22 protein-coding genes are annotated in these 24,756 nt (G+C 71.7%); 9 read left to right on the forward strand and 13 right to left on the reverse strand.

The genetic code is table 11. The annotated features are described in order from the left end of the window. The first annotated feature begins 13 nt into the window (after window positions 1-13). The 3 genes from SMD20_RS25315 (at window position 14) to SMD20_RS25325 (ending at window position 5,671) form a co-directional block, all read left to right on the forward strand. Window positions 14-2,296: a protein kinase domain-containing protein gene (locus SMD20_RS25315; protein WP_329585381.1), complete on the forward strand. Its 2,283-nt coding sequence runs from the start codon at window positions 14-16 to the stop codon at window positions 2,294-2,296. A 31-nt stretch (window positions 2,297-2,327) separates the two neighbouring features. After that, window positions 2,328-4,295 (forward strand): beta-propeller domain-containing protein, encoded by a 1,968-nt coding sequence (locus SMD20_RS25320; protein ID WP_329585383.1) that lies wholly within the window; start codon window positions 2,328-2,330, stop codon window positions 4,293-4,295. 122 nt (window positions 4,296-4,417) lie between these two features. Next, on the forward strand, window positions 4,418-5,671 hold the full coding sequence (locus SMD20_RS25325) for a S8 family serine peptidase (protein WP_329585385.1): 1,254 nt from the start codon (window positions 4,418-4,420) through the stop codon (window positions 5,669-5,671). Between the two features lie 22 nt (window positions 5,672-5,693). Here the strand turns inward: SMD20_RS25325 and SMD20_RS25330 are convergent, their stop codons facing one another. Genes SMD20_RS25330 through SMD20_RS25340 form a run of 3 tightly spaced genes read right to left on the reverse strand, consistent with a single transcriptional unit; the run spans window position 5,694 to window position 8,758 of the window. Then, window positions 5,694-6,206, reverse strand: coding sequence for a mycothiol transferase (locus SMD20_RS25330; RefSeq protein WP_329585388.1), 513 nt, complete (start codon window positions 6,204-6,206; stop codon window positions 5,694-5,696). Continuing rightward, on the reverse strand, window positions 6,203-7,927 hold the full coding sequence (locus SMD20_RS25335; RefSeq protein ID WP_329585391.1) for a glycerol-3-phosphate dehydrogenase/oxidase: 1,725 nt from the start codon (window positions 7,925-7,927) through the stop codon (window positions 6,203-6,205). The genes SMD20_RS25330 and SMD20_RS25335 overlap by 4 nt, the downstream gene beginning before the upstream one ends. Window positions 7,928-7,987: 60 nt before the next feature. Continuing rightward, entirely contained in the window at window positions 7,988-8,758 is a 771-nt protein-coding gene (locus SMD20_RS25340) for a DeoR/GlpR family DNA-binding transcription regulator (protein WP_329585394.1), read from the reverse strand. 125 nt (window positions 8,759-8,883) lie between these two features. Here SMD20_RS25340 and SMD20_RS25345 point away from each other — a divergent pair, with 125 nt between their 5' ends. From SMD20_RS25345 to SMD20_RS25360, 4 genes are read left to right on the forward strand one after another with little or no spacing between them, the layout of a single operon-like run. After that, window positions 8,884-9,756: an SIS domain-containing protein gene (locus SMD20_RS25345; protein WP_329585396.1), complete on the forward strand. Its 873-nt coding sequence runs from the start codon at window positions 8,884-8,886 to the stop codon at window positions 9,754-9,756. Continuing rightward, window positions 9,753-10,886 (forward strand): N-acetylglucosamine-6-phosphate deacetylase, encoded by a 1,134-nt coding sequence (gene nagA / locus SMD20_RS25350; RefSeq protein WP_329585399.1) that lies wholly within the window; start codon window positions 9,753-9,755, stop codon window positions 10,884-10,886. The genes SMD20_RS25345 and nagA overlap by 4 nt, the downstream gene beginning before the upstream one ends. After that, window positions 10,886-11,785, forward strand: a complete 900-nt coding sequence (locus SMD20_RS25355) for a 1-phosphofructokinase family hexose kinase (RefSeq protein WP_329585402.1) — start codon at window positions 10,886-10,888, stop codon at window positions 11,783-11,785. Before nagA ends, SMD20_RS25355 begins: the two co-directional genes overlap by 1 nt. A gap of 9 nt (window positions 11,786-11,794) precedes the next feature. Continuing rightward, on the forward strand, window positions 11,795-12,619 hold the full coding sequence (locus tag SMD20_RS25360; RefSeq protein ID WP_329585405.1) for a class II fructose-bisphosphate aldolase: 825 nt from the start codon (window positions 11,795-11,797) through the stop codon (window positions 12,617-12,619). A 37-nt stretch (window positions 12,620-12,656) separates the two neighbouring features. Here SMD20_RS25360 and SMD20_RS25365 read toward each other — a convergent pair whose 3' ends face one another. The 5 genes from SMD20_RS25365 to guaB form a co-directional block, all read right to left on the reverse strand. Next, window positions 12,657-13,466 (reverse strand): phosphotransferase, encoded by an 810-nt coding sequence (locus tag SMD20_RS25365; protein WP_329585408.1) that lies wholly within the window; start codon window positions 13,464-13,466, stop codon window positions 12,657-12,659. Window positions 13,467-13,489: 23 nt separating this feature from the next. Beyond that, window positions 13,490-14,311 carry an alpha/beta fold hydrolase gene (locus SMD20_RS25370; protein WP_329585411.1) on the reverse strand — a complete coding sequence of 274 codons (822 nt, stop codon included), beginning with the start codon at window positions 14,309-14,311 and terminating at the stop codon, window positions 13,490-13,492. Beyond that, on the reverse strand, window positions 14,308-14,898 hold the full coding sequence (locus tag SMD20_RS25375) for a TetR/AcrR family transcriptional regulator (protein WP_329585414.1): 591 nt from the start codon (window positions 14,896-14,898) through the stop codon (window positions 14,308-14,310). The genes SMD20_RS25370 and SMD20_RS25375 overlap by 4 nt, the downstream gene beginning before the upstream one ends. 112 nt (window positions 14,899-15,010) lie before the next feature. Further along, a complete protein-coding gene (locus SMD20_RS25380; protein WP_177241039.1) occupies window positions 15,011-16,132 on the reverse strand; it encodes a GuaB3 family IMP dehydrogenase-related protein in 1,122 nt (373 codons plus the stop codon). Window positions 16,133-16,136: 4 nt separating this feature from the next. Beyond that, entirely contained in the window at window positions 16,137-17,618 is a 1,482-nt protein-coding gene (gene guaB, locus SMD20_RS25385) for an IMP dehydrogenase (RefSeq protein ID WP_329585419.1), read from the reverse strand. A 481-nt stretch (window positions 17,619-18,099) separates the two neighbouring features. Between guaB and SMD20_RS25390 the strand changes: the two genes are divergently transcribed. Continuing rightward, entirely contained in the window at window positions 18,100-19,110 is a 1,011-nt protein-coding gene (locus tag SMD20_RS25390; protein ID WP_329585422.1) for a helix-turn-helix transcriptional regulator, read from the forward strand. Between the two features lie 125 nt (window positions 19,111-19,235). Continuing rightward, window positions 19,236-19,613: a DUF5319 domain-containing protein gene (locus tag SMD20_RS25395; protein WP_329585425.1), complete on the forward strand. Its 378-nt coding sequence runs from the start codon at window positions 19,236-19,238 to the stop codon at window positions 19,611-19,613. A 274-nt stretch (window positions 19,614-19,887) separates the two neighbouring features. On the opposite strand, the gene SMD20_RS25400 is transcribed toward SMD20_RS25395, so the two are convergent. The 5 genes from SMD20_RS25400 to SMD20_RS25420 form a co-directional block, all read right to left on the reverse strand. Then, window positions 19,888-20,523 (reverse strand): sigma-70 family RNA polymerase sigma factor, encoded by a 636-nt coding sequence (locus SMD20_RS25400; protein ID WP_329592664.1) that lies wholly within the window; start codon window positions 20,521-20,523, stop codon window positions 19,888-19,890. A gap of 258 nt (window positions 20,524-20,781) precedes the next feature. Next, window positions 20,782-21,408, reverse strand: a complete 627-nt coding sequence (locus tag SMD20_RS25405) for a DUF7711 family protein (RefSeq protein ID WP_329585428.1) — start codon at window positions 21,406-21,408, stop codon at window positions 20,782-20,784. A 266-nt stretch (window positions 21,409-21,674) separates the two neighbouring features. Beyond that, window positions 21,675-23,294, reverse strand: coding sequence for a chaperonin GroEL (gene groL, locus SMD20_RS25410; protein WP_329585430.1), 1,620 nt, complete (start codon window positions 23,292-23,294; stop codon window positions 21,675-21,677). A gap of 69 nt (window positions 23,295-23,363) precedes the next feature. Continuing rightward, the gene (groES, locus tag SMD20_RS25415; RefSeq protein WP_020542252.1) at window positions 23,364-23,675 is read right to left on the reverse strand and encodes a co-chaperone GroES; all 312 of its coding nucleotides are present in this window, start codon (window positions 23,673-23,675) and stop codon (window positions 23,364-23,366) included. A 198-nt stretch (window positions 23,676-23,873) separates the two neighbouring features. Continuing rightward, window positions 23,874-24,728 carry an NAD-dependent epimerase/dehydratase family protein gene (locus tag SMD20_RS25420; protein ID WP_329585433.1) on the reverse strand — a complete coding sequence of 285 codons (855 nt, stop codon included), beginning with the start codon at window positions 24,726-24,728 and terminating at the stop codon, window positions 23,874-23,876. Window positions 24,729-24,756: the final 28 nt, after the last annotated feature.

Genomic DNA, 24,756 nt, shown 5'->3' on the forward strand with positions numbered 1-24,756 from the left:
CAAGAATCCCTTCATGGCATCCTTCGCTCCGCTACGCCCAGGAGATCCGCAGCGGCTGGCGGGCCTGGATCTCCTCGGCCGGCTGGGCGAGGGCGGTCAAGGCGTCGTCTACCTCGCCAAGGACCCGTCGGGCACGCACGTGGCCGTCAAATGGCTGCGCCCCGACCAGGCCGGCGACGCCGTCAGCGTCGAACGGTTCCTGCGCGAGGTGCAGGTGGCCCAGCAGGTGGCGCCGTTCTGCACGGCCGCCGTCCTCAGCACCGGCGTGGAACAGGACCGCCCCTACATCGTCAGCGAGTACATCGAGGGCCCCTCCCTGCACCGCGTCGTGCAGGAGGAGGGGCCGCGCACCGGGTCGGTGCTGCACCGGCTGGCCATCGGCACGGCCACCGCGCTGGCCGCCATCCACCAGGCCGGCATCGTGCACCGCGACTTCAAGCCGGCCAACGTGATCATCGGCGCCGACGGGCCGCGGGTCATCGACTTCGGCATCGCCCGCGCGCTCGACGCCACCTCGACGATCAGCAGCATGGTCGTGGGCACGCCGTCGTACATGCCACCCGAGCAGATCATGGGCCACACCGTGGGGCCGGCGGCCGACATGTTCGCCTGGGGCAGCGCCATGGTGTACGCGGCGTCGGGGCGGGCGCCGTTCGGCAGCGACACCATGCCCGCGGTGATCAACCGCGTGCTCAACCAGCAGCCCGACCTCGGCGTGCTGGAAGGCCAGCTGCTCGACGTGGTCACCGCCTGCCTCAACAAGGATCCCGCCCAGCGGCCCACCGCCGAGCAGGTGATCATGCGCCTGCTCCAGCATCCGGCGGGCGGCTCGGGCATCCTCGCCCAGGCCGCCGCCGAGGCCGCGCCCCAGAGTCCGGCCGGGCCGCCGGCCCCGCACGGCCCTTCGGCCGCCTACCCGCCGCCCGGCCAGCCCTCCGGCCCCCAGCCCAGCGGTCCGATGTCAGGGCCGCACTCGGGCCCTCACTCGGGCCCTCACTCCGGCCCGCACCCGGGTGGTCCGGCGTCGGGGCCGGTGCCGTACCCGCAGTCGGGGCCGCAGCCGGTCGCCCACGGGGGCCACGTCCCGCCGCCCGTGTCCCAGCCGTGGCAGCCGCCGCACCAGCAGGCCCCGCCGTACGGCCAGCCGACCTACCCCGGCATGTACGGCCAGCAGCCCCCCCGCCGCAAGAGCCGCGGCCCGCTGATCGCCGGCATCACCGCCGGCGTGGCGTTACTCCTGCTCGCGGGCGTCATCGTGATCGTCACCCTGGACAAGACGAACGGCGGCGCCAGGGTCGTCTCGTCCGGCTCCCCCGCCGCGAGCACCAGCCCCCGGGAGAGCACGTCGCCGTCCACGCCCCAGGAGACCGGCGTCCCGCGCGAGGGCCCGCGCAAGACGCTCGCCGGCGGCGCCGTCCACCTCTACGAGACCCCCTCCGACGCCGTCTTCCTGACCTCCTACGAGGTCTACGACAAGAAGAAGGAGGACTGGGTCGACTACGCGCGCAACTCACTGCAGAGCACGTCGTTCACCAAGTACGCCGGCAACTGGGAGTCCAGGGTCTCCCCCGACGGCCGCTACCTCGCCACCCGGGGCCGCGACTACAGCTCCGACAACCACGACTTCATCGTCATCACCGACCGCACGACCGGCGACCGCTCGACGATCAAGACCGTCAAGTCCCCGCTGATCAGCAGCATCCGGGCCTGGTCGAAGGACGGCACCAGGATCCTGCTCAACATCGAGCGCAAGACCGGCGAGGACAAGTGGGTCTATCTCGGCTTCGTCCTCGTGGACGTGGCCGCCAAGAAGGCCGACGTGGTCAACGTCAGCGACACCGCGGTCCGCGACACCGCCTTCGGCTTCGACGCCGAGGACGAGGGCGCGATCAACGTCTACGGCGACGAGAAGAACCGCGGCCTGCGCTTCTTCGACGCCCAGGGCAAGGCGACCCGCTCGCTGCCCGGCATCGGCACGCTGTCGGCCGGCACCCAGGACATCTTCTCGCCCTCCGGCAAGACGTTCGTCACCAACTGCCCCAACGGCGGCGACGGCGACCACTGCATCTGGGACACCGCGTCCGGCGAGCGCGTGCGCAAGTTCGGCTCCGACTGCGACAAGGTCCTCGGCTTCTACGACGAGAGCCACCTCTACTGCTGGGAGCAGGACAACAACGACGTCGACGAGATCCAGGTGATCGACTTCACCGGGAAGCTGGTGCGCAAGCTGCTCGACGTGCCCGACGACCTCGACTTCAGCCCGGCGTTCACCGTCAATCCGCAGCACCGCTCCTGAACCGCCCGCCCCCGCGAGCCGTGATAGGGGCATGAGAACGTTGATCCGTACGGTCGCGACCGTCGCCGCGCTGGCGGCGGTGGCGTCCTGCACCTCTTCCGCGGGGAAGTCCGCGGAGGAGCCGCCCGGCCGCCAGAAGCCGTCGTCGCTGGGCGCGATCCGCCTGGTGTCCTACAGCGGCTGCGACGACCTGCTGGCGGGCCTGCGCGAGCACACGGCCGCGAACGTGTCTCCCTGGGGGCTGGGCGGCGTGATGCCCATGATGATGGAGCGCTCGGACACGGCGGCCACGGCGAAGCAGAGCACGCCCGAGCACTCCACCACGAACGTGCACGAGGCCGGCGTGGACGAGCCCGACCTGGTCAAGACCGACGGCGACCGGGTCGTGACCGTCACGAACGGCACCCTGCGGATCATCGACACCGCCACCCGCAAGGTGACGGGCTCGCTCAAGCTGACCGAGGGCGACCAGCAGTACTACGCCCCCGCCGACCTGCTGATGGCCGGGGACCGGGCGCTGGTGCTGTTCCGCGGCTACGGCGACATCATGGTCAAGAGCACCCGCATCGCCCCGATGGGCGACACCCGGTACGTCCTCGTGGACCTGGCCGGCGGCCGGCCGAAGGTCATCGGCACGGTCAAGCCGTCGGGCACGTACGTCGACGCCCGCATGGTCGGCTCGACCGTCCGCATCGTCACCCGCAGCCAGCCGCAGATCGAGTTCCCGCAGGCCGAGAACGCGACGGAGGCCGAGCAGCTCAAGCGCAACCAGGAGACGGTCCGCCGCGCGCCGCTCGACGCCTGGCTGCCGAAGCTCCAGATCACCGACGCCGCGGGCAAGGTCACCGACGGCACGGTCCCGTGCGAGCGGATCAGCCACCCGGCCGACTACACCGGGACGTCGCTGCTGACGATCCACACCCTCGACCTGGCGCAGGGCCTCACCGCCGCCGGCACCGACCCTATCGCGCTGGCCGCCGACGGCGACATCGTCTACGGCACCGGCACCAGCCTGTACGTCGCCAGCAACCCGCGCTGGTGGTGGCCGATGCCCCAGTTGCCGGTCGAGGAGACCCCGGCCACCGGCGAGGCCCCGGCCGTGGAGCCGACGCCCACTGAGCCGACCCCCACTGAGCCGGCGCCCACGCCGACGGCGCCGCCGGAGGAGACCGAGATCCACCGCTTCGACGTCGCCTCGCCCGGCCGGCCCGCGTACGTGGCCTCGGGCAAGGTCGCCGGCCGCCTGCTGAACCAGTACTCGCTGTCGGAGTACGACGGCCACCTGCGCGCCGCCACCACGATCGTCTCCGCCGACGGCCGCGAGAGCTCCAGCACCGTCCACGTGCTCGACGCCCGCACGCTGGCGAAGACCGGGGAGGTCGGCGGCCTCGGCAAGGGCGAGCGCATCTACTCGGTGCGCTTCATCGGCCCGGTCGGCTACTGCGTCACCTTCCGCCAGGTGGACCCGCTCTACACGCTGGACCTGCGCGATCCGGCGCGGCCGAGGGTGACCGGGGAGCTGAAGATCACCGGCTATTCGGCGTACCTGCATCCGGGCGCCGAGGGGCGGCTGATCGGGATCGGCCAGGAGGCCAGCGACAAGGGCCGCACGCTGGGCACGCAGATCTCGCTGTTCGACGTCAGCGACCCGGCCGCGCCGCGCCGGCTGTCGCGGTTCTTCCAGAAGGAGTCCGGCTCGGAGGCCGAGTGGGACCCGCACGCGTTCCTGTACTGGCCGAAGACGGGCCTGTCGGTGATCCCCCTCTTCCAGCAGGACGGGTCGGGCGCGCTGGTGCTGCGGATCGACGACTCCGGGGTGTCGAAGCTCGGCATGATCAGGCATCCGGCGCAGCGGCAAGAGGGCAGCGACCAGCCATACCAGCCCGGTATCCAACGCTCGATCGTCATCGGATCCTCGGTCTGGACCCTGTCGCAGGAAGGGCTCCAGGTCAACGACGCGGCGACGCTCGACTCACAAGCGTGGATCCCACTCCGTTAGGCAAGCAAATGATGCCGTTTAGTAGCTAACCGGCGTCTTTTGTATGGACTTACCCGACAAGTCGTGAAACTTTTGCTGACAGCAACCTGTCCGATCTTCATCGAGAAAGGGCTCACGCTGCCATGCGATCACTCACCCCCCTGCTCGCATTGCTCGTCGGCGCGCTGGCGTTACCCCTGACGCCGATCGGCGCCGCGGCCGCCACGACCGGCGCGGCCGCCGACGAGGGCACGTACATCGTCCAGCTCAGGCCGATCACCCGGGAGGCCCCGCAGAGCCTCGCCGCCGCGCAGACCGCCCAGTACGGCGGCCGGCTCGTCGGCGTGTACGAGCACGCCTTCAAGGGCTACACCGCCCAGCTCACCGCCGAGGCGGCCGAACGGCTCAAGAAGAACCCCAACGTGCTGAGCGTCGAGCCCGACGCCGAGGTCCACACCTTCGCCCAGACCGTCCCCACAGGCATCCGGCGGATCTTCGGCCCGAGCAACCCCAACCTCGACATCGACGGCGTTGACGACGTACGCATCAACACCGACGTCGCGGTCGTCGACACCGGCGTGGACTACACCCACCCCGACCTCAACGTGGTGGCCCGCACCAACTGCCAGACCGGCGTCTGCGTCAACAACTCCGGCACCGACGACAACGGCCACGGCTCCCACGTGGCCGGCACCATCGGCGCCATCGACAACAACATCGGCGTGGTCGGCGTCGCCCCCGGCGCCCGCATCCACGCCGTGAAGGTGCTCAACTCCGCCGGCTCCGGCACCCTGTCCGCCATCGCCGCCGGCATCGACTGGGTGGTGGCCCGCGCCGCCACCATCGAGGTCATCAACCTGAGCCTCGGCTGCAGCGGCTGCTCCAGCAGCGCGATCAGCAGCGCGATCACCAACGCCACCAACGCCGGCGTCGTGGTCGTCGTGGCGGCCGGCAACAGCAACGCCAACACCTCCGGCTTCTTCCCGGCCAACCACGCCGACGTGGTCACCGTCTCGGCGCTGACCGACAACGACGGCCTGGCCGGCTACGCCGGCGGCAGCACGCTCTCGTGCCGCAGCGAGACCGACCGGGACGACACCTCGGCGTTCTACTCCAACTACGGCACCACCGTCGAGATCACCGCGCCCGGCACCTGCATCTACTCGACCTGGCGCAACGGCGGCTACGGCACGAGCAGCGGCACCTCGATGGCCAGCCCGCACGTGGCCGGCGCGGCCGGCATCCTCACCGCGGGCACCCGCAAGCCCACCACCCGGGCCGGCGCGCTGGCCGTGCGCAGCACGCTGATCTCGACCGGCAACTTCAACTGGACAGACGAATCGCCTGACGGCGTCAAGGAACCGCTGCTCGACGTGCACGACGCCACGAAGTACTGATCCGCGCGGTACTGATCCTCGCTCAGCGGGCGGCCCCCGGGGCCGCCCGCTCCTCCGCCTCGGCCAGCTCCCGGGCGATGTCGAGGTGCCCGGCGTGCCGCATGTACTCCTCCAGCACGTGGAACATGATCCACCCCAGCGTCGGCGGCTCCTCCTCACGGAAGCGGCCGATCCGCGCGGCCCGGTCCGGCAGCCGCCCCGCGGCGACCACCTGGCGTGAACGCTCGCACTGCGCCAGGTAGAACGCCCTGACCTCGGCGAACGACTCGTCGGTCACGAGGTCGCCGGCCTCGTCGCGGTCGTCGTCGGGATCGTCCACCGGCTCCCCCGCGTGGTCCCACACGAACCAGCGCCGCTCCATGGACGCCAGGTGCTTGAGCATCGCCACCGGCGTCCAGCCGGACGGCACCCGGCTCACCTCGGGGTCGGGGAAGCCCTCCAGCAACCGCAGGACCTCGGCGCGGTAGTGGTCGAGGTAGCCCTCCAGCAGCTCACGGGGGTCGGAGAGCTGCCCTGACGGCTCGCCGCGGCTCATGCCCGCTCCGGGACGACGACCGGGACGATCTCCGGCGCGCCCAGCCGGATCGCGTCCGCCTCCTGGTCGGAGTCCTGCTCCTGGGAGCGGCGTTCGGCCTCGACGCGCTTGGTGAAGTACTCGACCTCCCGCTTGACCTGCTCGTCGTTCCAGCCGAGCGGGCCGGCCAGCAACTCGGCGGCCTCCTGCGCGACCGCCGCACCCCGGTGGAAGGTCTCGATCGAGATGCGGGTGCGCCGGGTCAGCACGTCGTTGAGATGCCGGGCGCCCTCGTGGGTGGCGGCGTACACGATCTCGGCCCGCAGGTAGTCGTCGGCCTTGGTCAGCGGCCTGCCCAGCGACGGGTCGCGCTCGATCAGCTCCAGCACCTCGTCGATGAGCGAGCCGTAGCGCTGGAGCAGGTGCTCGATCCGCGCCACGTGCAGGCCGGAGGAGTGGGCGAGGCGGTGCCGGGAGTTCCACAGCGCCTGGTAGCCCTCGGCGCCGACCAGCGGGACACGGTCGGTGCACGACGGCGGCACCCGCTGGTCCAGGCCGTGCGCGACGGCGTCCACGGCGTCCTGGGCCATCACCCGGTAGGTGGTGTACTTGCCACCGGCGATCATCACCAGCCCCGGCACCGGATGCGCGACGACATGCTCGCGCGACAGCTTGGACGTCTCGTCGGACTCGCCCCACAGCAGCGGGCGCAGCCCGGCGTAGACGCCCTCCACGTCGTCGCGGGTGAGCGGCGTCGACAGCACCGCGTTGACGTGGTCGAGCAGGTAGTCGATGTCGGCGCGGGAGGCGGCGGGGTGCGACTTGTCGAGCGTCCAGCTGGTGTCGGTGGTGCCGACGATCCAGTGGCGACCCCACGGGATGACGAACAGCACCGACTTCTCGGTCCGCAGGATGATCCCGGTCAGCGAGTGGATGCGGTCGCGCGGCACGACCAGGTGGATGCCCTTGGACGCGCGGACGTGGATCTGGCCGCGCCCGCCGACCAGCTCCTGGATGTCGTCGGTCCACACGCCGGTCGCGTTGACCACTTGCTGGGCCCGGATCTCCTGCTCGGCGCCGGACTCCAGGTCGCGGACGCGGACGCCGGTGACCCGCTCGCCCTCGCGCAGGAAGCCGACGACCTGGGTGCGCGGGGCGACGTGGGCGCCGTACGCGGCCGCCGTGCGCAGCGTCATCATCACGAAGCGGGCGTCGTCCACCTGGGCGTCCCAATACTGGACCGCGCCGGTGAAGGCGGACTTCTTCAGCGCGGGGGCCAGCCGGAGCGCGCGCGAGCGCGAGAGGTGCCGGTGGCCGGGGACGCCCCGGGTCAGGCCCGAGGCGAAGCCGAGCGTGTCGTACAGGGCCACCCCCGCCCCCACGTACGGCCGCTCCCACAGGTGGTGCGTCAGGGGGAACAGGAACGGCACCGGCCTGACCAGGTGCGGCGCGATGCGCTGGAGCAGCAGCGAGCGCTCCTGCAACGCCTCGCGCACCAGCTCGAAGTTGAGCTGTTCGAGGTAGCGCAGTCCGCCGTGGATGAGCTTGGAGGAGCGGGACGAGGTGCCGGAGGCGAAGTCCCGCGCCTCCACCAGGCCCGTGTCCAAGCCGCGGGTCACCGCGTCGAGCGCGACCCCCGCCCCCACCACTCCGCCGCCGACCACGACCACGTCGAGCTCCCGCGCGGCCATCCGCTCCAACGCCGCGGCACGCTCGGCTGGACCGAGCCTTGCCGCACCCATCCCCGAGGTCATAACACTCCCTGATAGCGTCCTGAGCCCCTTCATACCCACAGATAAGCCTCAGGCGCGTACAACCTTCACCCCGGCGTCGCTGAGCGCGCCCGCCAGCTCGTCGGAGAGCCGGTCGTCGGTGACCAGCGTGTCGATCCTGGTGATGGGACAGATGCGGGAGAACGCCCGCTTGCCGATCTTGGAGGAGTCGGCCACCACGACGACCTGCGCAGCCCGGCTGATCAGCAGGTTGTTGACGCTGGCCTCGCCCTCGTGGTGCGCGGAGGCGCCCAGCTCGACGTCCAGGCCGTCCACGCCGAGGAAGGCGATGTCCAGCGTCACCTGCTCCAGGACGCCGGAGGCGAGCGGGCCGATCAGCTCGTACGACTGCTGCCTGGCCACCCCGCCGGTCACCACGATCTTGACGTGCTGGCGGACGGTCAGCTCGGCGGCGATGTTGAGCGCGTTGGTGACGACGGTGAAACCGCTCTCCAGCGCGGGCCGGATCGCCAGGGTGCGGGCCAGCTCGGAGGTCGTGGTGCCGCCGTTGAGCCCGACCACCGCGCCGGGCGGGACCAGCTCGGCGGCGGCGGTGGCGATGCGGTTCTTCTCGTCGGCGTGCCGGGCGGTCTTGTAGCGCAGCGGGAGGTCGTAGCTGACGCTCTGGGCGACCGCGCCGCCGCGTGTGCGCATGAGCATCTGCTGCTGCGCGAGCTGGTCGAAGTCCCGCCTGATGGTCGCGGTGGACACCTCGAGCGCCTGGGCCGCCTCCTCCACCGTCAGCCGCCCCTCCTGGGCGAGCAGTTCGAGGATGGCGTTCCAGCGGTCGTAGCGGGACACGGGGCCTCCTAGCGGATGTGGTCCGCAGCAAGCGTGGCACACCGGGAGGGGCGGAGCCACCACTGCCCAATTCTGCACTTTCCTGCTATAAAAGATGCAGAAACAATCAATCCTGGGGAGGCCGGGTGACCACCCACACCGAAGCCGAGATCGCGTCCCAGCCGGAGTGCTGGCGGCGCGCCGTCGCGAACGTCCCCGCGGACGCGCTGCCGCGTGAGGGCGAGCGGGTCGCCGTGGTCGGCTGCGGCACCTCGTGGTTCATCGCGATGGCCTACGCCACGCTCCGCGAGCAGGCCGGGCAGGGCGAGACCGACGCCTTCGCGGCCTCCGAGTTCCCTGTCGGCCGCGCCTACGACCGGGTGCTCGCGCTGACCCGCTCCGGCACCACGACCGAGGTGCTCGACCTGCTGGGCCGCATCGACACGAGGACCACGGCCATCACCGCCGACCCCAAGACGCCGATCATGGAGGCCGCCGGCGACGTCGTCGTGCTCGACTACGCCGACGAGCGGTCGGTCGTGCAGACCAGGTTCGCCACCACGCAGCTCGCGCTGCTGCGCGCGAGCCTCGGCGAGGACCTGACCCGCGCCGTCGCCGACGCCGAGGAGGCCGTGGCCGCTCCCCTGCCCGCCGAGCTGCTGGAGGCCGAGCAGTTCAGCTTCCTCGGCGCGGGCTGGACCGTCGGGCTGGCGCAGGAGGCGGCGCTCAAGATGCGCGAGGCGTCCCGGTCGTGGACGGAGGCGTACCCGGCGATGGAATACCGGCACGGCCCGATCAGCATCGGCGCCCCCGGCCGCGTCACCTGGATGCTCGGCAAGGCCCCCGAGGGCCTGCGCGCGCAGGTCGAGCGGACCGGCGCGACGTTCGTCGAGAGCGGCCTCGACCCGATGGCCGAGCTGATCCGCGCCCAGCGCGTGGCGGTCGCCCGCGCCTTCGCGGGCGGGCTCAACCCCGACGAGCCCATGCACCTCACGCGATCTGTGATCCTTTCTCCATGAGCCTTACTCTCGCCGACGCCCGGATCGTGACCACTGAAGGTGTGCACGAGGGGTGGCTGACCATCGAAGACGGCCGGATCACGCACGTCGGCCAGGGCAGCGCTCCCGGCCCCGGCCTCGCCCTGGGCGGCCGGCACGTCGTGCCCGGCTTCGTCGACGTGCACAACCACGGGGGCGCGGGCGGTTCCTTCCCCACCGGCGACCTCGACCAGGCGCGCACCGCCGTGGCGCTGCACCGGCGCCACGGCACCACCACCACGATGGCGAGCCTGGTCAGCGACGCGCCCGAGGGCCTGGCGAGGGCCGCGGCGGCGCTGGCCGAGCTGTGCGAGGAAGGGCTGCTGGCCGGCATCCACTTCGAGGGCCCCTACATCGCGCGCGGCCGCTGCGGCGCGCACGACCCGGCGCTGCTGCGCGAGCCGTCGCCGCAGGAGTTCGCCGAGCTGGTCAAGGCCGGGCGCGGGCACGTACGCATGCTCACCATCGCGCCCGAGCTGCCCGGGGCGCTCGACACGATCCGGCTGGCCGTGGCCGAGGGCGTGATCGCCGCCATCGGCCACACCGAGGCCGACTACGACCTGACCATCGCCGGCATCGAGGCGGGCGCGAGCCTCGCCACGCATCTCTACAACGCGATGCCGCAGCTCGGGCACCGCGCGCCCGGCCCCATCGCGGCCCTGCTGGACGACGAGCGGGTGACGGTCGAGCTGATCAACGACGGCGTGCACGTGCATCCGGCCATGCTGCGGCTGGCGTACGAGGTGGCCGGGCCGGGCCGCACGGTGCTCGTCACCGACGCCATGTCGGCCGCCGGGCTCGGCGACGGCGACTACCAGCTCGGCTCCATGCGCGTACGCGTCGACGACGGCGTGGCGAGGCTCGCCGAGGGCGGCTCCATCGCGGGCTCCACCCTCACCATGGACGTCGCCTTCCGCCGGGCCGTGCGCGAGCTCGGCCTGTCGCTGCCCGACGCCGTCCAGGTGACCTCGCTGACGCCCGCGCGGGTGCTCGGCCTGGCGGGCAGCATCGGCTCGATCGCCGCAGGCAAGGCCGCCGACCTGGTCGTGCTCTCCCCCGACCTGGAGGTGGACGCGGTCATGAAGGACGGCGTCTGGACGACGGAGCCCTGATGATCCTCACGGTGACGCTCAACATGGCGCTCGACGTGACCTACCAGGTGCCCGCCGTCGAATGGGACGGCGTCAACCGGGTCGGTGAGGTGCACAGGCGTGCGGGCGGCAAGGGCGTCAACGTGGCCCGCGTGCTGGCCGCGCTCGGCCGGGAGGTGCTGGTCACCGGCCTGGCCGGCGGGCCGACCGGGCAGGCGATCGAGGACGACCTGCGGGCGGCTGAGCTGCCGAGCGCGGTCTTCGCCGTCGCGGGCGACTCCCGCACCACGCTCGCGGTCTCCGAGACCGGCGAGCGGCCGGCGACGACGCTGTTCAACGAGCCGGGCCCCGAGGTCACGGGCGAGGAGCTGGCGGCGTTCACCCGGCACTACACTGCGCTGGCCGCCGACGCCGAGGTGGTGGTGCTCTCGGGCAGCCTGCCGCGCGGCGTCCCCGCGGACTTCTACGCCACGCTCAGCGGCCTCACCGCCGCGCCGGTGATCGTGGACGCCGACGGCGACCCGCTGCGCCACGCGCCCGAGGGCCGGCCCGCGATCGTCAAACCCAACGCGGAGGAGCTGGCGAGGGCCGTGCCTGGCGCCCCCGAGGAGGGCGCGCGGGCGCTGCGCGGCCAGGGCGCGGAGTCGGTCGTGGTGTCCCTGGGCGCCGACGGGCTGCTCGCCGTCACCGGCGAGGGAACGTTCCGGGCCAGGATGCCCTACGCCGTGCGCGGCAACCCCACCGGCGCGGGCGACTCGCTGGTCGCCGGGCTGGCCCTGGGCCTGGCCGAGGCGACCCCGTGGCCGGACCGGCTGCGGCGGGCGGCGGCGCTCGGCGCGGCCGCCGTGGCCGCCCCGGTGGCCGGCGACTTCGACCGCGACGTCTACGCCGCCGTCCTTCCCCAGATCGTCATCACGTAAGGAGCGACCATGCCCCTCTCCGCCATCGGCGACATCGTCCGTCAGTCCCCCGCGGGGGTGGGTGCCTTCAACGTGATCCAGCTTGAGCACGCCACCGCCATCGTGGCGGGGGCCGAGGCGCTGGACCTGCCGGTCGTGCTGCAGATCAGCGAGAACTGCGTCCGTTACCACGGGGCGCTGGAGCCGATCGCGCTGGGCGCGCTCGCGGTGGCCCGGCGCGCCGCGGTGCCGGTCGCCGTCCACCTCGACCACGCCACCGACCGCGCGCTCGTGGAGGAGGCGGTGGAGCTGGGCCTGGGCTCGGTCATGTACGACGCCTCCGCCCTGCCCGACGAGGACAACGTCCGCACCACGGCCGAGGTGGCGGCCTGGTGCCACGAACGCGGCGTGTGGGTGGAGGCCGAGCTGGGCGAGGTCGGCGGCAAGGACGGCGTGCACGCGCCCGGCGCGCGCACCAAGCCGCACGAGGCCGTCGACTACGTCGCGAAGACCGGCGTGGACGCGCTCGCCGTGGCCGTCGGCACCTCCCACGCCATGACCACGAAGTCCGCCGAGCTGGACCTCGGCCTCATCGCGGAGCTGCGCGCGGCGGTGCCGGTGCCGCTGGTGCTGCACGGCTCGTCGGGCGTGCCGGACGACACCCTGCGGGCCGCCGTACGGCACGGCATGAAGAAGATCAACATCGCCACCCACCTGAACAAGGCGTTCACCGGCGCGATCCGCGACTACCTCGGCCACGACGAGCGGGTGGTCGATCCACGCAAATACGTCAAGGCGGGCCGCGACGCGGTGAGCCGCGAGGTCAGCCACCTGCTGGGCGTCCTGGCGGGCTGAGCCTCAGGCGCGGCTCACGCGGAGCCTTCGACGCGGCTCAGGCGTCCAGCCGCGCCGGCACCCGCTCCGCCTGGCGCCGGAAGGTGCCAGGCGGGTTGCGCGGATTGTCCGGGTCGTCCTGCGCGAGCAGGAAGAGCCAGACCAGCGCCTGCGCCCGGCGGCACTCGCGCAGCCGCCGCTGCTCCCCCGCGCTCAGCTCGAACCGGGCGACGAGGTCCACCCCGACGTCCACCCCGACGTCCACCCCGACGTCCACCCACATGGACACGTGCTCGGCCAGCTCCGCCAGCTCGTACGCCAGATCGCTCCGCCCCGAGTCCTCGAAGTCCACGACCCGCACCCGGCCGCCGTCCCACAGGAAGTTGGCCAGGTTGCCGTCACCGCCCCCGAACACTGGCCGCACCCCGCCCCCGTCCGGCCGCCACCCCTCCAGCCAGCGCAGCCCTTCGCGCACGGCCCGGTCGGTGAGCGGGTCGCGGGCCCGCCAGCGCGCCACCTGCCCCCGGATCCAGTCGCCGGCCGCCTCCCGCTGCCACGGCCGCACCGGCACGTCCCGCAGCACCGGCCGGGGAACGGCGGCGTGCAGCTCGGCCAGCGCCCCGGCCAGGGCCGCGAGGTGGTCGTCCGTCACGGGCAGCCCACGCAGCGGCTCCCCGTCGAGGCGGCTCATCCGCACCACGCCCGCCTCGAACGCGATCGGCTCCGGCGCGAGCCCCGGCGCGTGCTCGGCCAGCAGGGTGAGCGCCCGCCACTCCCGCTCGGCCGCGCCCGGCTCGGTGGCGCGGTAGCGCTTGGTGACGACGTCGCCGTCGTAGGACACCTCGTGGGTGTGGCGAAGATCGGCCATCCGCGCATGCTACGGCGGGCGGCTCAGCCCCGCAGCGTACGCGCCAGCAGCTCGGCGAACTCCTCGGGCGCCTCGGTGTAGCCGCCGTGCCCGCCGGGGAACTCGGTCAGCTCGCGCCCGAGCCGCCGGGCCAGCTCCGCCGCCGGCCGGTACGGCAGATGCCCCCGCGTCTCCCGCCCTGCCGCCAGGACGAGCCGGTCGGCGACGGCCGCCAGCGCCTCCAGGTCGGGCTCGTACGCGGTGAACTGCCGCAGCTCGTGCTCCATGAACAGCGGCATGTTCGCCACCGTCCGCACCACCCGCTCGGCGGCCCGGGGTGACAGCGTCGCCGGGTCCGGCAGCGGCCTGAGCGTGCCACCGATGCCCTCGCTCATGTACGCCCCCGCCGCGACCAGCCCCTCGGCCCGGTAGATCTCGTACACCTTGCGAAAGAACCCCAGTCGCTCGGCGGCGTCCGGCAGCACCGCCACGCACGGCGGCTCGTGGACCACGGCCCGCCGGACCCGTCCGGGATGGCGGGCGAGCAGGTCGAGCACGACGATCGCGCCGTCGCTGCCGCCGAAGACGTACGCGCTGCCGCCGCCCAGGTGGTCGATGAGCCGGGCGCAGTCGTCGCTCTGCGTCTGCACCCGCTGGTCCACGGGCTCGGGGCTGTCGAGCCGGCTACGGGAGTAGCCGCGCGGGTCGGCGGCGACCACGGTGAAGTCGCGGGCGAGCACGTCGGCGATGCCGTCGAAGGTGCCCGCGTCGCCGCCCCCGCCCGGCACCAGCAGCAGCATCGGGCCCGCGCCGCGTACCTCGTGGAACAGCTCGGCGCCGGGGACGCGCAGCGTGCCGGTCTTCATCGGTCCTCCTCGTTCGCCCTGGGCCAGTGCGTCAGCGTCACGTGCAGGGCCTCGATCGCCTGGTCCCAGGACGCGTCCACGTCCCGGGAGTGCTGGAAGCCGCCCACGGCCTCCAGGCTGGTGTAGCCGTGGAAGGTGCTGCGCAGCAGCCGCACCGCGTCGGTGAGGTCGGGCTCGGCCAGGTCGTAGGCGCGCAGCATCCCGTACGTCAGCTCGCCGGTGCGCAGGAACGGCGCCAGGTCGGCGACCTGCGCGAGGTCCACCTTGCTCTGCGTGGCGGCGTAGCGGCCGGGGTGGCGCAGGGCGTACGAGCGGTAGGCGCCCGCGAAGGCGGCCAGGGCGTCCTTGCCCGACCGCCCGGCCACGGCCGCCGCGATGAGGTCGACCATCTCGCCCGCGGCGAGCACCGCCACCCTCGTGCGCAGGTCGCGCAGGTTCTTGACGTGCGAGTAGAGGCTCGCGTCCTTGACGCCGAAGTGCCGGGCCAGCGCCGACACCGTGACGTTGTCGAAGCCGACCTCGTCGGCCAGGTCGGCCGCCGCCCGCGTGATGCGCTCGGCCGTCAGCCCCGCTCGCGCCGCCGCCACTCGTCCTCCTAATAGCTCTAGCTTTCTTCCTAGGAGCACTAGGCTAGCACACGCACAAAAAACGGCCCGCCTCCCGGTGATCGGAAGGCGGGCCGTCGCGGTCGCGGGACCGTCAGCGCTGGATCGGCGAGACGACGACCTCGACCCGCTGGAACTCCTTGATGTCGGAGTAGCCCGTGGAGGCCATCGTGCGCTTGAGCGCGCCCATCAGGTTCATCGAGCCGTCGGCCACGCTGGAGGGCCCGTGCAGGATCTGCTCCAACGTCCCCACGGTGCCGAACTCGACCCGCCGCCCCCTGGGCAGGTCGGGGTGGTGCGCCTCGGAGCCCCAGTGGAAGCCCCGGCCGGGCGCCTCGGCCGCGCGGGCCAGCGGCGAGCCCACCATGACGGCGTCGGCTCCGCAGGCGATGGCCTTGGCGATGTCGCCGGAGGTGCCCATGCCGCCGTCGGCGATGACGTGGACGTAGCGGCCGCCCGACTCGTCCATGTAGTCGCGCCGTGCCGCCGCCACGTCGGAGATCGCCGTGGCCATCGGCACCGCCACGCCCAGCACGTTGCGGGTGGTGTGCGAGGCGCCGCCGCCGAAGCCGACCAGCACCCCGGCCGCGCCCGTGCGCATGAGGTGCAGGGCCGCGGTGTAGGTGGCGCAGCCGCCCACGATGACCGGGACGTCCAGCTCGTAGATGAACTGCTTGAGGTTGAGCGGCTCGGCCCGCCCCGAGACGTGCTCGGCCGAGACGGTGGTGCCGCGGATGACGAAGATGTCGACACCCGCGTCGATCACGGCCTTGTGGTATTGGACCGTGCGCTGCGGCGACAGCCGGACCGCCGTGGTGACCCCGGAGGCGCGGATCTCCTCGATGCGCCGGCCGATCAGCTCCTCCTTGATCGGCGCCGCGTAGATCTCCTGCAGCCGCCTGGTGGCCGCCTCGGCGTCGAGCGCCGCGCACTCCTCCAGCAGCGGCTGCGGGTCCTCGTAGCGCGTCCAGAGCCCTTCGAGGTCGAGGGGGGCCAGGCCGCCCAGCCGCCCGATCTCGATGGCGGTGGCCGGCGACACCACGCTGTCCATGGGCGCGACGACAACGGGCAGCTCGAACCGGTAGGCGTCGATCTGCCAGGCGATCGAGACCTCCTCCGGGTCGCGGGTCCGCCGCGAGGGCACCAGACCGATCTCGTCCAGCGCGTACGCCCGCCGCCCGGTCTTCCCCCGGCCGATCTCCACCTGCTGAGTCATGAACTTACCTTCTGTGATAGTTCGGAGCTTCCACGGTCATCTGGATGTCGTGGGGGTGGCTCTCCTTGAGGCCCGCCGCGGTGATCGGCATGAGCTCACAGTCGGTGTGCATCTGCTCGATCGTGCGGCATCCCGCGTACCACATGCCCTGGCGCAGCCCGCCGACGAGCTGGTGCGCGACGGCCGCCACCGGGCCGCGGTAGGGCACCTGGCCCTCGATGCCCTCGGGGATGAACTTGTCCTCGCCGCTCATGTCGCCCTGGGCGTAGCGGTCCTTGCTGAAGGAGGTGCCGCCGCGCTCGCGGTTGCGCACCGCGCCCAGCGACCCCATGCCCCGGTACGACTTGAACTGCTTGCCGTTGATGAAGATCAGCTCGCCGGGCGACTCCTCGCAGCCGGCCAGCAGCGAGCCCAGCATGACCGTGTTGGCGCCGGCCGCGATGGCCTTGACGATGTCGCCGGAGTATTGGAGACCGCCGTCGCCGATGACCGGCACGCCCGCCGGTGCGGCGGCCTTGGACGCCTCGTAGATGGCCGTGACCTGCGGCGCGCCCACGCCGGCCACCACCCGGGTGGTGCAGATCGAGCCGGGGCCGACCCCGACCTTGACCGCGTCGGCGCCCGCGTCGACCAGCATCTGGGCGCCCGCCCTGGTGGCGATGTTGCCGCCGATGACCTGGACCTTGCTGTTGGCCTTGACCTTGGCGATCATGTCGGCCAGGCCCTTGGAGTGGCCGTGGGCAACGTCCACGACGATGACGTCGACCCCGGCCTCGATGAGCGCCTTGGCGCGCAGCTCGGCGTCGCCACCGACGCCCACGGCCGCGCCCACGAGCAGCCGGCCGTCGGCGTCCTTGGTGGACAGTGGGTACTGCTCGCTCTTGGTGAAGTCCTTCACCGTGATCAGGCCGCGCAGCCGGCCGTCCTCGTCGACCAGCGGCAGCTTCTCGATCTTGTTCTGCCGCAGCAGGGCGAACGCGTCGTCCCTCGACACCCCGACCGGGGCGGTGACCAGCGGCATCTTCGTCATGACCTCGCGCACCGGGCGCGACTGGTCGGTCTCGAAGCGCATGTCGCGGTTGGTGACGATGCCGACGAGCGAGCCCGACATGTCCGTCACGGGCACGCCCGAGATGCGGTAGGTCGCGCAGAGGCGCTCCACGTCGGCCAGCGTGTCGTCGGGGCTGCAGGTGACGGGGTTGGTCACCATGCCGGCCTCGGACCGTTTGACCAGGTCGACCTGCTGCGCCTGCTCCTCGACCGCGAGGTTGCGGTGCAGGATGCCGATCCCGCCCTGCCGGGCCATGGCGACCGCCATGCGGGCCTCGGTGACGGTGTCCATGGCCGCCGAGACGAGCGGGATGGACAACGTGATGCCGCGCGACAGCCGGGAGGCCGTGTCGGCCTCGCCCGGCTGCAGGTCTGAATAGGCTGGCACCAGCAGCACGTCGTCGAAGGTCAGTCCTGTTTCGGTGAACTTGGACATGCTGCGGCCCCCTCTGCCGTTCCCGTTGATGCGCCTCAGTCTATGGCCTGCCGCCAAACGCGGACCGCCGACCTCGCACATCGCCCGCCCGGCAGGCGAATGCCGGGAGGACGATGACCCCCACGGCCCGTCGTACTCCCGGCATTCACCGCAACAAAAAGTGCCGGGGGATGGGACGGTCGGTGATCCGCCCCATACCCCGGCCACCGGCAACCCAATGCCGCGGCGCCACGCACCACCGAACCCCCCTCCGCGTCCTGATGGGCTGCGCTGCCGCACTCTGACGAGATGCCGACGCTACGTGAATCCTGCGTCACTCACCGGCAGCGCCGCAATGTCCAAACGTGCAGTTGCACGAAGCTGCACGACGGGCGTACCGGTGGACGCGGAGGAAACGCCAGTCGTCGCAAGAAGCGGACAAGGGCGTCAAGCGGCGTTATTCTCGCGGCACGCCCGTGTTCCCCCTACGGAGCCGCACACAATGCGCAACGAGTCCCGCACCCGGTCAGATCCGCTGGAGACGCTGGGTCTGGACCCGGCCCAGCGCGCGCTCTACACGGCGATCCTGCGCCTGCACAGGGCCACCCGCACCGACATCGCGCAGGCCATGGACGGCCCCGTGGAGAAGGTCGGCCGCCAGCTCGACGATCTGGTCAAGCTCGGGGTGGTGGACGAGCACTCCGGGGAGTACTTCGCCCGGCACCCCGCCGCCGCGCTCGGCCGGGTGATCGCCCAGCGCCTCGACCGGCTCGCCGAGGAGAGCCGGATGATCGACTCCGCCTTCGGCTCGATCCGCAGCCTCATCCGCGATTATGACGCCGGCCGCGACTACCAGAGCGGATCCTTCACGGTCGAACTCGCGAACGGCGCGGACGTGCTCTACGAAAGCGTCGTCGGCATCGCGGTGCAGTCGCCGGGGATGGAATTGGTGACGGCGATCCCCGATGAGCGCACTATGACTGACTTTGTTCGCAAATTTGCGGATCCCTGGATTGATGCGCAAAAACGAAAACTGCTCTCGGTATCCGCGGTCATTCCCGTGGACACGCTCGCACTGCCCGGCGTCCGCGCCCAGCTCACCGAGCTCATCGAGACCGGCGGCCAGGTGCGCACCCTGCGCAGGGTGCCGAGCTGGTTCATGACGGCCGGGGCGGAGGTCGCGGGCCTGCCGCCGTTCTGGGGCGGCAACCTGCCCGACCACGCCTACAACTTCTACCTGGTCCGCACCCCCGTGGTCGTCGGCGTGCTGCGCGCGCTGTTCGACGAGCTGTGGGGACGGGCGGTGCCGCTCCCCTGGGGCCGCAAGGGCGAGGGGATGGTGCAGGTGCTGCGCCTGGCCGCCCAGGGCATGTGCGACGACTCCATCGCCCGCCAGCTCGGCGTCTCGGTCCGGACCGTACGCGCCCGCTTCGCCGACGCCATGTCCGAACTGGGCACCCAGACGCGCTTCCACGCGGGCGTCGAGGCGACCAGGCGCGGCTGGCTGAGCTGACCAGGCGCGAGACTTCTTCCGCGCCGGCCGTGGGACGGCCGGGTCAAGACCGTCACCGGTCTGGGACACTCACCGCCGGTGTCAGATACTCACCGCGCGGGCCGCATCGGTCATATGGTGGGAAGGTGCTGGAAGACGTCCCCCGCGACCCGTTCGCGGACGACCCGAACGACCCTTCCTCGGCGATGGGCGCGCTCGACGACGCGGAGCCACTGACCGCGGCCGAGCGTGACGAGGCCATCACCGACCTCGCCGACGTCGAGGTCTTCCGCTCCCTGCTCGAACCGCAGGGGGTGCTGGGTCTCGTACTCGACTGCCCGGAATGCGGTGAGCAGCACTACTTCGACTGGGAGCTGCTGCGCGGCAACCTACGGCAGATGATCGAGAAAGGCCAGCCACAGGTGCACGAGCCGGCCTTCCACCCCGACCCCGCCGACTACGTGACCTGGGAATACGCCAGAGGCTACGTCGACGGCGTCATCGACACGGAGGAGCGTCGCTGACCGAGATCATCAGGCGAACCATCGGAAGACTCTGAGGAGCGGCCCCGGCCCGCGTCACCGACCTCGGAAAGCCGAGGCCGTCCTCCCAGGGCACAGAGCCCTCCCAGCGCGTCCCGATCCACAGCGTCCCGATCCAGGACGTCCCTGTCCAGAACGTCACCGACCAGCGCGGCCAGCAGGCGCACCGCGGGGTCGCCGGCGTGACCCGAGCCGGGGCCGGGCAGCTCTCCACGACCGAGCACATCGAACAGCGCGTCGGTCTCGTGCTCCGGCGTCAAGCGGACTCCAGCTCCGCCATCTGCCGCAGCCTGGTCAGCGCCCGATGCTGGGCGACGCGGACGGCACCTGGTGACATACCGAGTACATTACCGGTCTCCTCGGCGGACAGACCGGAGACCACCCGTAGCAGCAGCAGCTCGCGCTGGTTCTCGGGCAGCCGGGCGAGCAGCCTGCGGGCGTGCTCGACCTCGATGTAGCGGACCACCGTCTCCTCCGGCCCCGGGCCCTCGTCCGGCCCGTCCGGCAGGTCCTGGGTCGGCACGGCGGAACGCACCGAGCTCCGCAGCGCGTCGGCCACCTTGTGCGAGGCGATCCCGAAGACGAACGAGGCGAACGGCCGCCCCATGTCGCGGTATCGCGGCAACGCGGACAACACCGCGATGCAAACCTCCTGGGCCACGTCATCGGCAATGTGATATTGCCCCGAAACCCTGCCCAGCCTGGCGCGGCAATAGCGCACCACCATCGGACGCAACTCGCCGAGCAGGGATTCGATCGCGCTGCGATCCCCCTGTACGGCGAGGCTCGTCAGTTCCCTTAGGTCGGAGTCATCCGTCCGTGCCGGAAGTCTCGACGCGAGCCTTACCCCAATTTTGGCGTCGGCGACGCTTCCCTCGCTCACGATAGGCATGATGCCCTCACTGATCCGGCCTGTCGTCATGGCGAACGGCTACGGATTGGTCACATTGACGCGACGATAACGGGGAGTAATCGACGGATCACACTAAGCCTTTGGGCTGACATAATGTTTCACGCGATAAGCCGATATGCACGACAATTGTCATGGACAGACGCTTATCGTGCACTGCCGGTTTACGTCGCTAATCCACCTTTTCCCACACTTCCCCAACCGAACAAAACTCCACCCCTAGCCCCTAGCCCCTAGCCCCTAGCGAGGCGCGTCGCCGCCGTCGGCGTCCTCGCCGCCGACGTCCAGGAGCTCCAGGTAGCCCTCCACCGCCTCCCACAGATGGTGCTCGGGGTAGCGGCCGATGCCGCGGTGCTCCCGGCGCCACTTGCGGTCCCAGTAGGAGCGGTGCACCTCACGCAGGTGTTCGAGCGCCGCCTCCCGCTCCTCGGCTGTGCGCGCCCGTACGTCCTGGTCGCTGTCCGGAGTCTCGCGCCGCAGCAGGCCGGCGCGGCGGTCGCGGAGGGCGTCGAGCACGTCCTGGTCCGTCCCCTCCTCCACGGACCAGAACCGCACCGGCTCCCTGATGTGGTGGTTCCACACCGGGTCCCGGCGGGAGCGCCACCAGTAGACGATCCCGCCCTTGTCCAGCTCCAGGAAGTCCACGAGCCAGGCCGTCCCGGGCGGCTGGGAGCCCCAGGTCACCTCCTCGGGCGGCAGGTTCAGCACGAGGACCACCTCAAGGGCGTCCACCGGGTCGGCTCCCTCCAGCAGCCCGCCGAAGACGTACGCCGCCCGCAGGAACGGCTCCGCCGCCGCCACCCGGCGCGTCTGGTCGCACGTCTCGGCGAGCCGCCGCAGCCTCTGCACCGCCCGCCGGTACTGCATCCCGCCACCTCCCGACGCCCAGCGTACGCACCCGCCGCGCCCGCACCCCCGCCGAAGGCCCCGGGAGACACCAGGGCCCCAGAGACACCAGGCCCCGGAGACACCAGGGCCCCAGAAACGCCAGGCCCCGGAGACACCAGGGCCCGGAGACACCAGGGCCCCCGGAGACGCCAGGGGCCCGGAAACCGCCACGGCCCGCCTCCCCCTCCGCCCGAAGGCGGCAGCGGGACGCGGGCCGTGACAGGTGAAGCGGAAGGAAGGGCCGATCAGTGGCCGTGGCCGTGACCGTGACCCTGACCGGCGGCCGGGGCCTCCTCCTCGGGCTTGTCCACGACGAGCGCCTCGGTGGTGAGCAGCATGCCCGCGATCGAGGCGGCGTTCTGGACGGCCGAACGGGTGACCTTGACCGGGTCGATGACGCCCTGGCCGACGAGGTCGCCGTACTCGCCGGTGGCGGCGTTGAGGCCGTGACCCGCGGACAGCTCGGCGATCTTGTGCGTGACGACGTAGCCCTCAAGGCCGGCGTTCTCGGCGATCCAGCGGGCCGGCTCGACCAGCGAACGGCGGACGATGCCGACGCCCGTGGCCTCGTCGCCGCTCAGGCCGAGGTCGTCGAGGTCCTTGCCGACGTGGATGAGCGCGGAGCCACCGCCGGAGACGATGCCCTCCTCGATCGCCGCGCGAGTGGCGGAGATCGCGTCCTCAAGGCGGTGCTTCTTCTCCTTGAGCTCGACCTCGGTGGCCGCGCCGACGCGCAGCACGCACACGCCGCCGGCGAGCTTGGCCAGGCGCTCCTGCAGCTTCTCGCGGTCCCAGTCGGAGTCGGACTGCTCGATGGCGAGCTTGATCTCCTTGACGCGGTCCTCGATGGCCTGCGCGTCACCGGCGCCGTCGACGATGGTCGTGGTGTCCTTGGTCACCACGACGCGGCGGGCGGTGCCGAGCACCTCCAGGCCGACGTGCTCCAGCTTGAGACCGACCTCCTCGCTGACGACCTGGCCGCCGGTGAGGATGGCCATGTCCTGCAGCATCGCCTTGCGGCGGTCGCCGAAGCCGGGAGCCTTGACGGCGACGGAGGTGAACGTGCCGCGGATCTTGTTGGTGACCAGGACGGCCAGGGCCTCGCCCTCGACGTCCTCGGCGACCACGAGCAGCGGCTTCTTGGTCTGGGCGATCTTCTCCAGCAGCGGCAGGAAGTCCGCGATGGAGGAGACCTTGCCCTGGGTGAGCAGGATGTAGGCGTCCTCGAGGACGGCCTCCATGCGCTCGGGGTCGGTCACCATGTAGGCCGACAGGTAGCCCTTGTCGAACTGCATGCCCTCGGTGAACTCGAGCTCCATGCCCATGGCGTTGGACTCTTCGACGGTGAGGACACCGTCCTTGCCCACCTTGTCGAACGCCTCGGCGATCAGCTCGCCGATCTTGGCGTCCTGGGCGGAGATGGTGGCGACGTTGGCGATCTCGTTCTTGTCGCCGACCTCGCGGGCCACCGCGAGCAGCTTGTCGCTGACCGCCTTGGCGGCCTTGTCGATGCCGCGCTTGAGCGACAGCGGCGAGGCGCCGGCGGCGACGTTGCGCAGGCCCTCACGGACCATGGCCTGGGCCAGGACGGTCGCGGTGGTGGTGCCGTCACCCGCGATGTCGTTGGTCTTGGTGGCCACTTCCTTGGCGAGCTGGGCGCCGAGGTTCTCGTAGCGCTCCTCCAGCTCGATCTCACGAGCGATGGTCACACCGTCGTTCGTGATCGTCGGCGCACCGAACTTCTTGTCGATGACGACGTTGCGGCCCCGCGGGCCGAGGGTAACCTTCACGGCGTCCGCGAGGGCGTTGACGCCGCGCTCCAGCGCGCGCCGCGCGTTCTCGTCGAACTCCAGGATCTTCGCCATGCTGAAAGTCCTCTCCTGGCGTCGAAAGCCCCGGCCGCCCTAAAGCGCCCGGGGCTCGACGCATCCGGCCTACTTCTCGATGATCGCGAGAACGTCGCGGGCGGAGAGCACGAGGTACTCCTCGCCGTTGTACTTGACCTCGGTGCCGCCGTACTTGCTGTAGAGGACGATGTCGCCCTCGGAGACGTCGAGCGGAATGCGCTTCTCGCCGTCCTCGTCCCAGTTGCCCGGGCCCACCGCGAGGACTCGACCCTCCTGCGGCTTCTCCTTGGCGGTGTCTGGGATGACCAGGCCGGAAGCCGTGGTCTGCTCGGCCTCAAGCGGCTGAACCACAATGCGGTCGCCGAGCGGCTTAACGGGAACCTTGGTGGCGGTCGTCACGATCGGACCTCCCCTTCAGATGTGAATGATCAGAAGAGGCGACCAGCTGGGCCTGCCGTCGCGGGTGTCAGACCTGCCTCGTCGCACGTTGGCACTCTCAAGGGGAGAGTGCCAACAGGAAACATATGCAAGAGGGCCTTGACAGTCAACACGAACGCGTCCGCGTCCGCTGACAGCGATCGGAACAACGGGTGTCGATCAGGCGTACGAGCCCTCGGTGAGCTCGGCGAGGACGCCCGGCCGGCTCGGGGTCCAGCCGAGCTCCCGGCGGGTGCGCGCCGCGCCGACCCGCTGGCCGAGGGCCAGGGCCTCGGCGAACTCGGCCCCGAGCGCCTTCGCGGCCTCCTCCAGCGGCCAGGGCTCGGCGACCTCCTTGACGCCGGCCGCGCGGGCCGCCGCCTCGGCCACGTCCGTGAGCGGCACGGCCTCCTCGCTCACGCCGTGGTAGATCGCCGCCCCGCCGCGCTCCACGACCGCCGCCACGAGCTCGGCGAGGTCGTCCACGTGCACGAACGTCCAGGTGGGCACCGTGCCGTCGGCCGAGACGTACACGCCGGTGCCGCGCTCGGCGGCCAGGCCGCGAAGGAGCGCCGGGATGCCGGAGCCCCGGCCGTGCACCACGCCCGGCCGTACGACGGAGCCGCCGCCGCCGAGCACCACCCGCTCCACCTCGTCCCGGTACGCCACGAGCGGAATCGGCCGGGCCGGGCTGTCCTCGTCGCCGCCGTCGATCGCGCCGAGCACCCACACGCCGCTGAGGTACACCAGGCGCGCCCCCGCGGCGGCCGGTACGCCGGCGACGGCGAGGTCGGTCTCACGGTCACCGGTGAGCTGCCCGGCGTGCACGACGACATCGGCACCGCCATCCAGTGCCGCTCGCAGCGCCTCCGGGTCCGACAGGTCGCCGTACCGCTCGCCGGCCGCCGCCGGCACCCGCCTCGCGCCGTCGGCCGGCGGGCGTACGTACGCGATCACCTCGTGGCCCCCCGCGATCAGCCGCTCCACCACGGCCGCCCCGATGTAACCGGTCGCGCCGATCACCAGAACCCGCATCACTCTCACCTCGAAAAGTTCGACATCG

The sequence above is a fragment of the Nonomuraea sp. LP-02 genome (genome assembly GCF_036289125.1).
In the GTDB taxonomy this organism is placed as follows: Bacteria; Actinomycetota; Actinomycetes; order Streptosporangiales; family Streptosporangiaceae; genus Nonomuraea; species Nonomuraea bangladeshensis.

Coding starts and splice junctions, on each gene's coding strand:
- SMD20_RS25315 (WP_329585381.1), top strand. CDS start 14: ATGGCATCCTTCGCTCCGCTACGCCCAGGAGATCCGCAGCGGCTGGCG.
- SMD20_RS25320 (WP_329585383.1), top strand. CDS start 2,328: ATGAGAACGTTGATCCGTACGGTCGCGACCGTCGCCGCGCTGGCGGCG.
- SMD20_RS25325 (WP_329585385.1), top strand. CDS start 4,418: ATGCGATCACTCACCCCCCTGCTCGCATTGCTCGTCGGCGCGCTGGCG.
- SMD20_RS25330 (WP_329585388.1), bottom strand. CDS start 6,206: ATGAGCCGCGGCGAGCCGTCAGGGCAGCTCTCCGACCCCCGTGAGCTG.
- SMD20_RS25335 (WP_329585391.1), bottom strand. CDS start 7,927: ATGGGTGCGGCAAGGCTCGGTCCAGCCGAGCGTGCCGCGGCGTTGGAG.
- nagA (WP_329585399.1), top strand. CDS start 9,753: ATGAGCCTTACTCTCGCCGACGCCCGGATCGTGACCACTGAAGGTGTG.
- SMD20_RS25355 (WP_329585402.1), top strand. CDS start 10,886: ATGATCCTCACGGTGACGCTCAACATGGCGCTCGACGTGACCTACCAG.
- SMD20_RS25360 (WP_329585405.1), top strand. CDS start 11,795: ATGCCCCTCTCCGCCATCGGCGACATCGTCCGTCAGTCCCCCGCGGGG.
- SMD20_RS25365 (WP_329585408.1), bottom strand. CDS start 13,466: ATGGCCGATCTTCGCCACACCCACGAGGTGTCCTACGACGGCGACGTC.
- SMD20_RS25370 (WP_329585411.1), bottom strand. CDS start 14,311: ATGAAGACCGGCACGCTGCGCGTCCCCGGCGCCGAGCTGTTCCACGAG.
- SMD20_RS25380 (WP_177241039.1), bottom strand. CDS start 16,132: ATGACTCAGCAGGTGGAGATCGGCCGGGGGAAGACCGGGCGGCGGGCG.
- guaB (WP_329585419.1), bottom strand. CDS start 17,618: ATGTCCAAGTTCACCGAAACAGGACTGACCTTCGACGACGTGCTGCTG.
- SMD20_RS25390 (WP_329585422.1), top strand. CDS start 18,100: ATGCGCAACGAGTCCCGCACCCGGTCAGATCCGCTGGAGACGCTGGGT.
- SMD20_RS25400 (WP_329592664.1), bottom strand. CDS start 20,523: ATGCCTATCGTGAGCGAGGGAAGCGTCGCCGACGCCAAAATTGGGGTA.
- SMD20_RS25405 (WP_329585428.1), bottom strand. CDS start 21,408: ATGCAGTACCGGCGGGCGGTGCAGAGGCTGCGGCGGCTCGCCGAGACG.
- groL (WP_329585430.1), bottom strand. CDS start 23,294: ATGGCGAAGATCCTGGAGTTCGACGAGAACGCGCGGCGCGCGCTGGAG.
- SMD20_RS25420 (WP_329585433.1), bottom strand. CDS start 24,728: ATGCGGGTTCTGGTGATCGGCGCGACCGGTTACATCGGGGCGGCCGTG.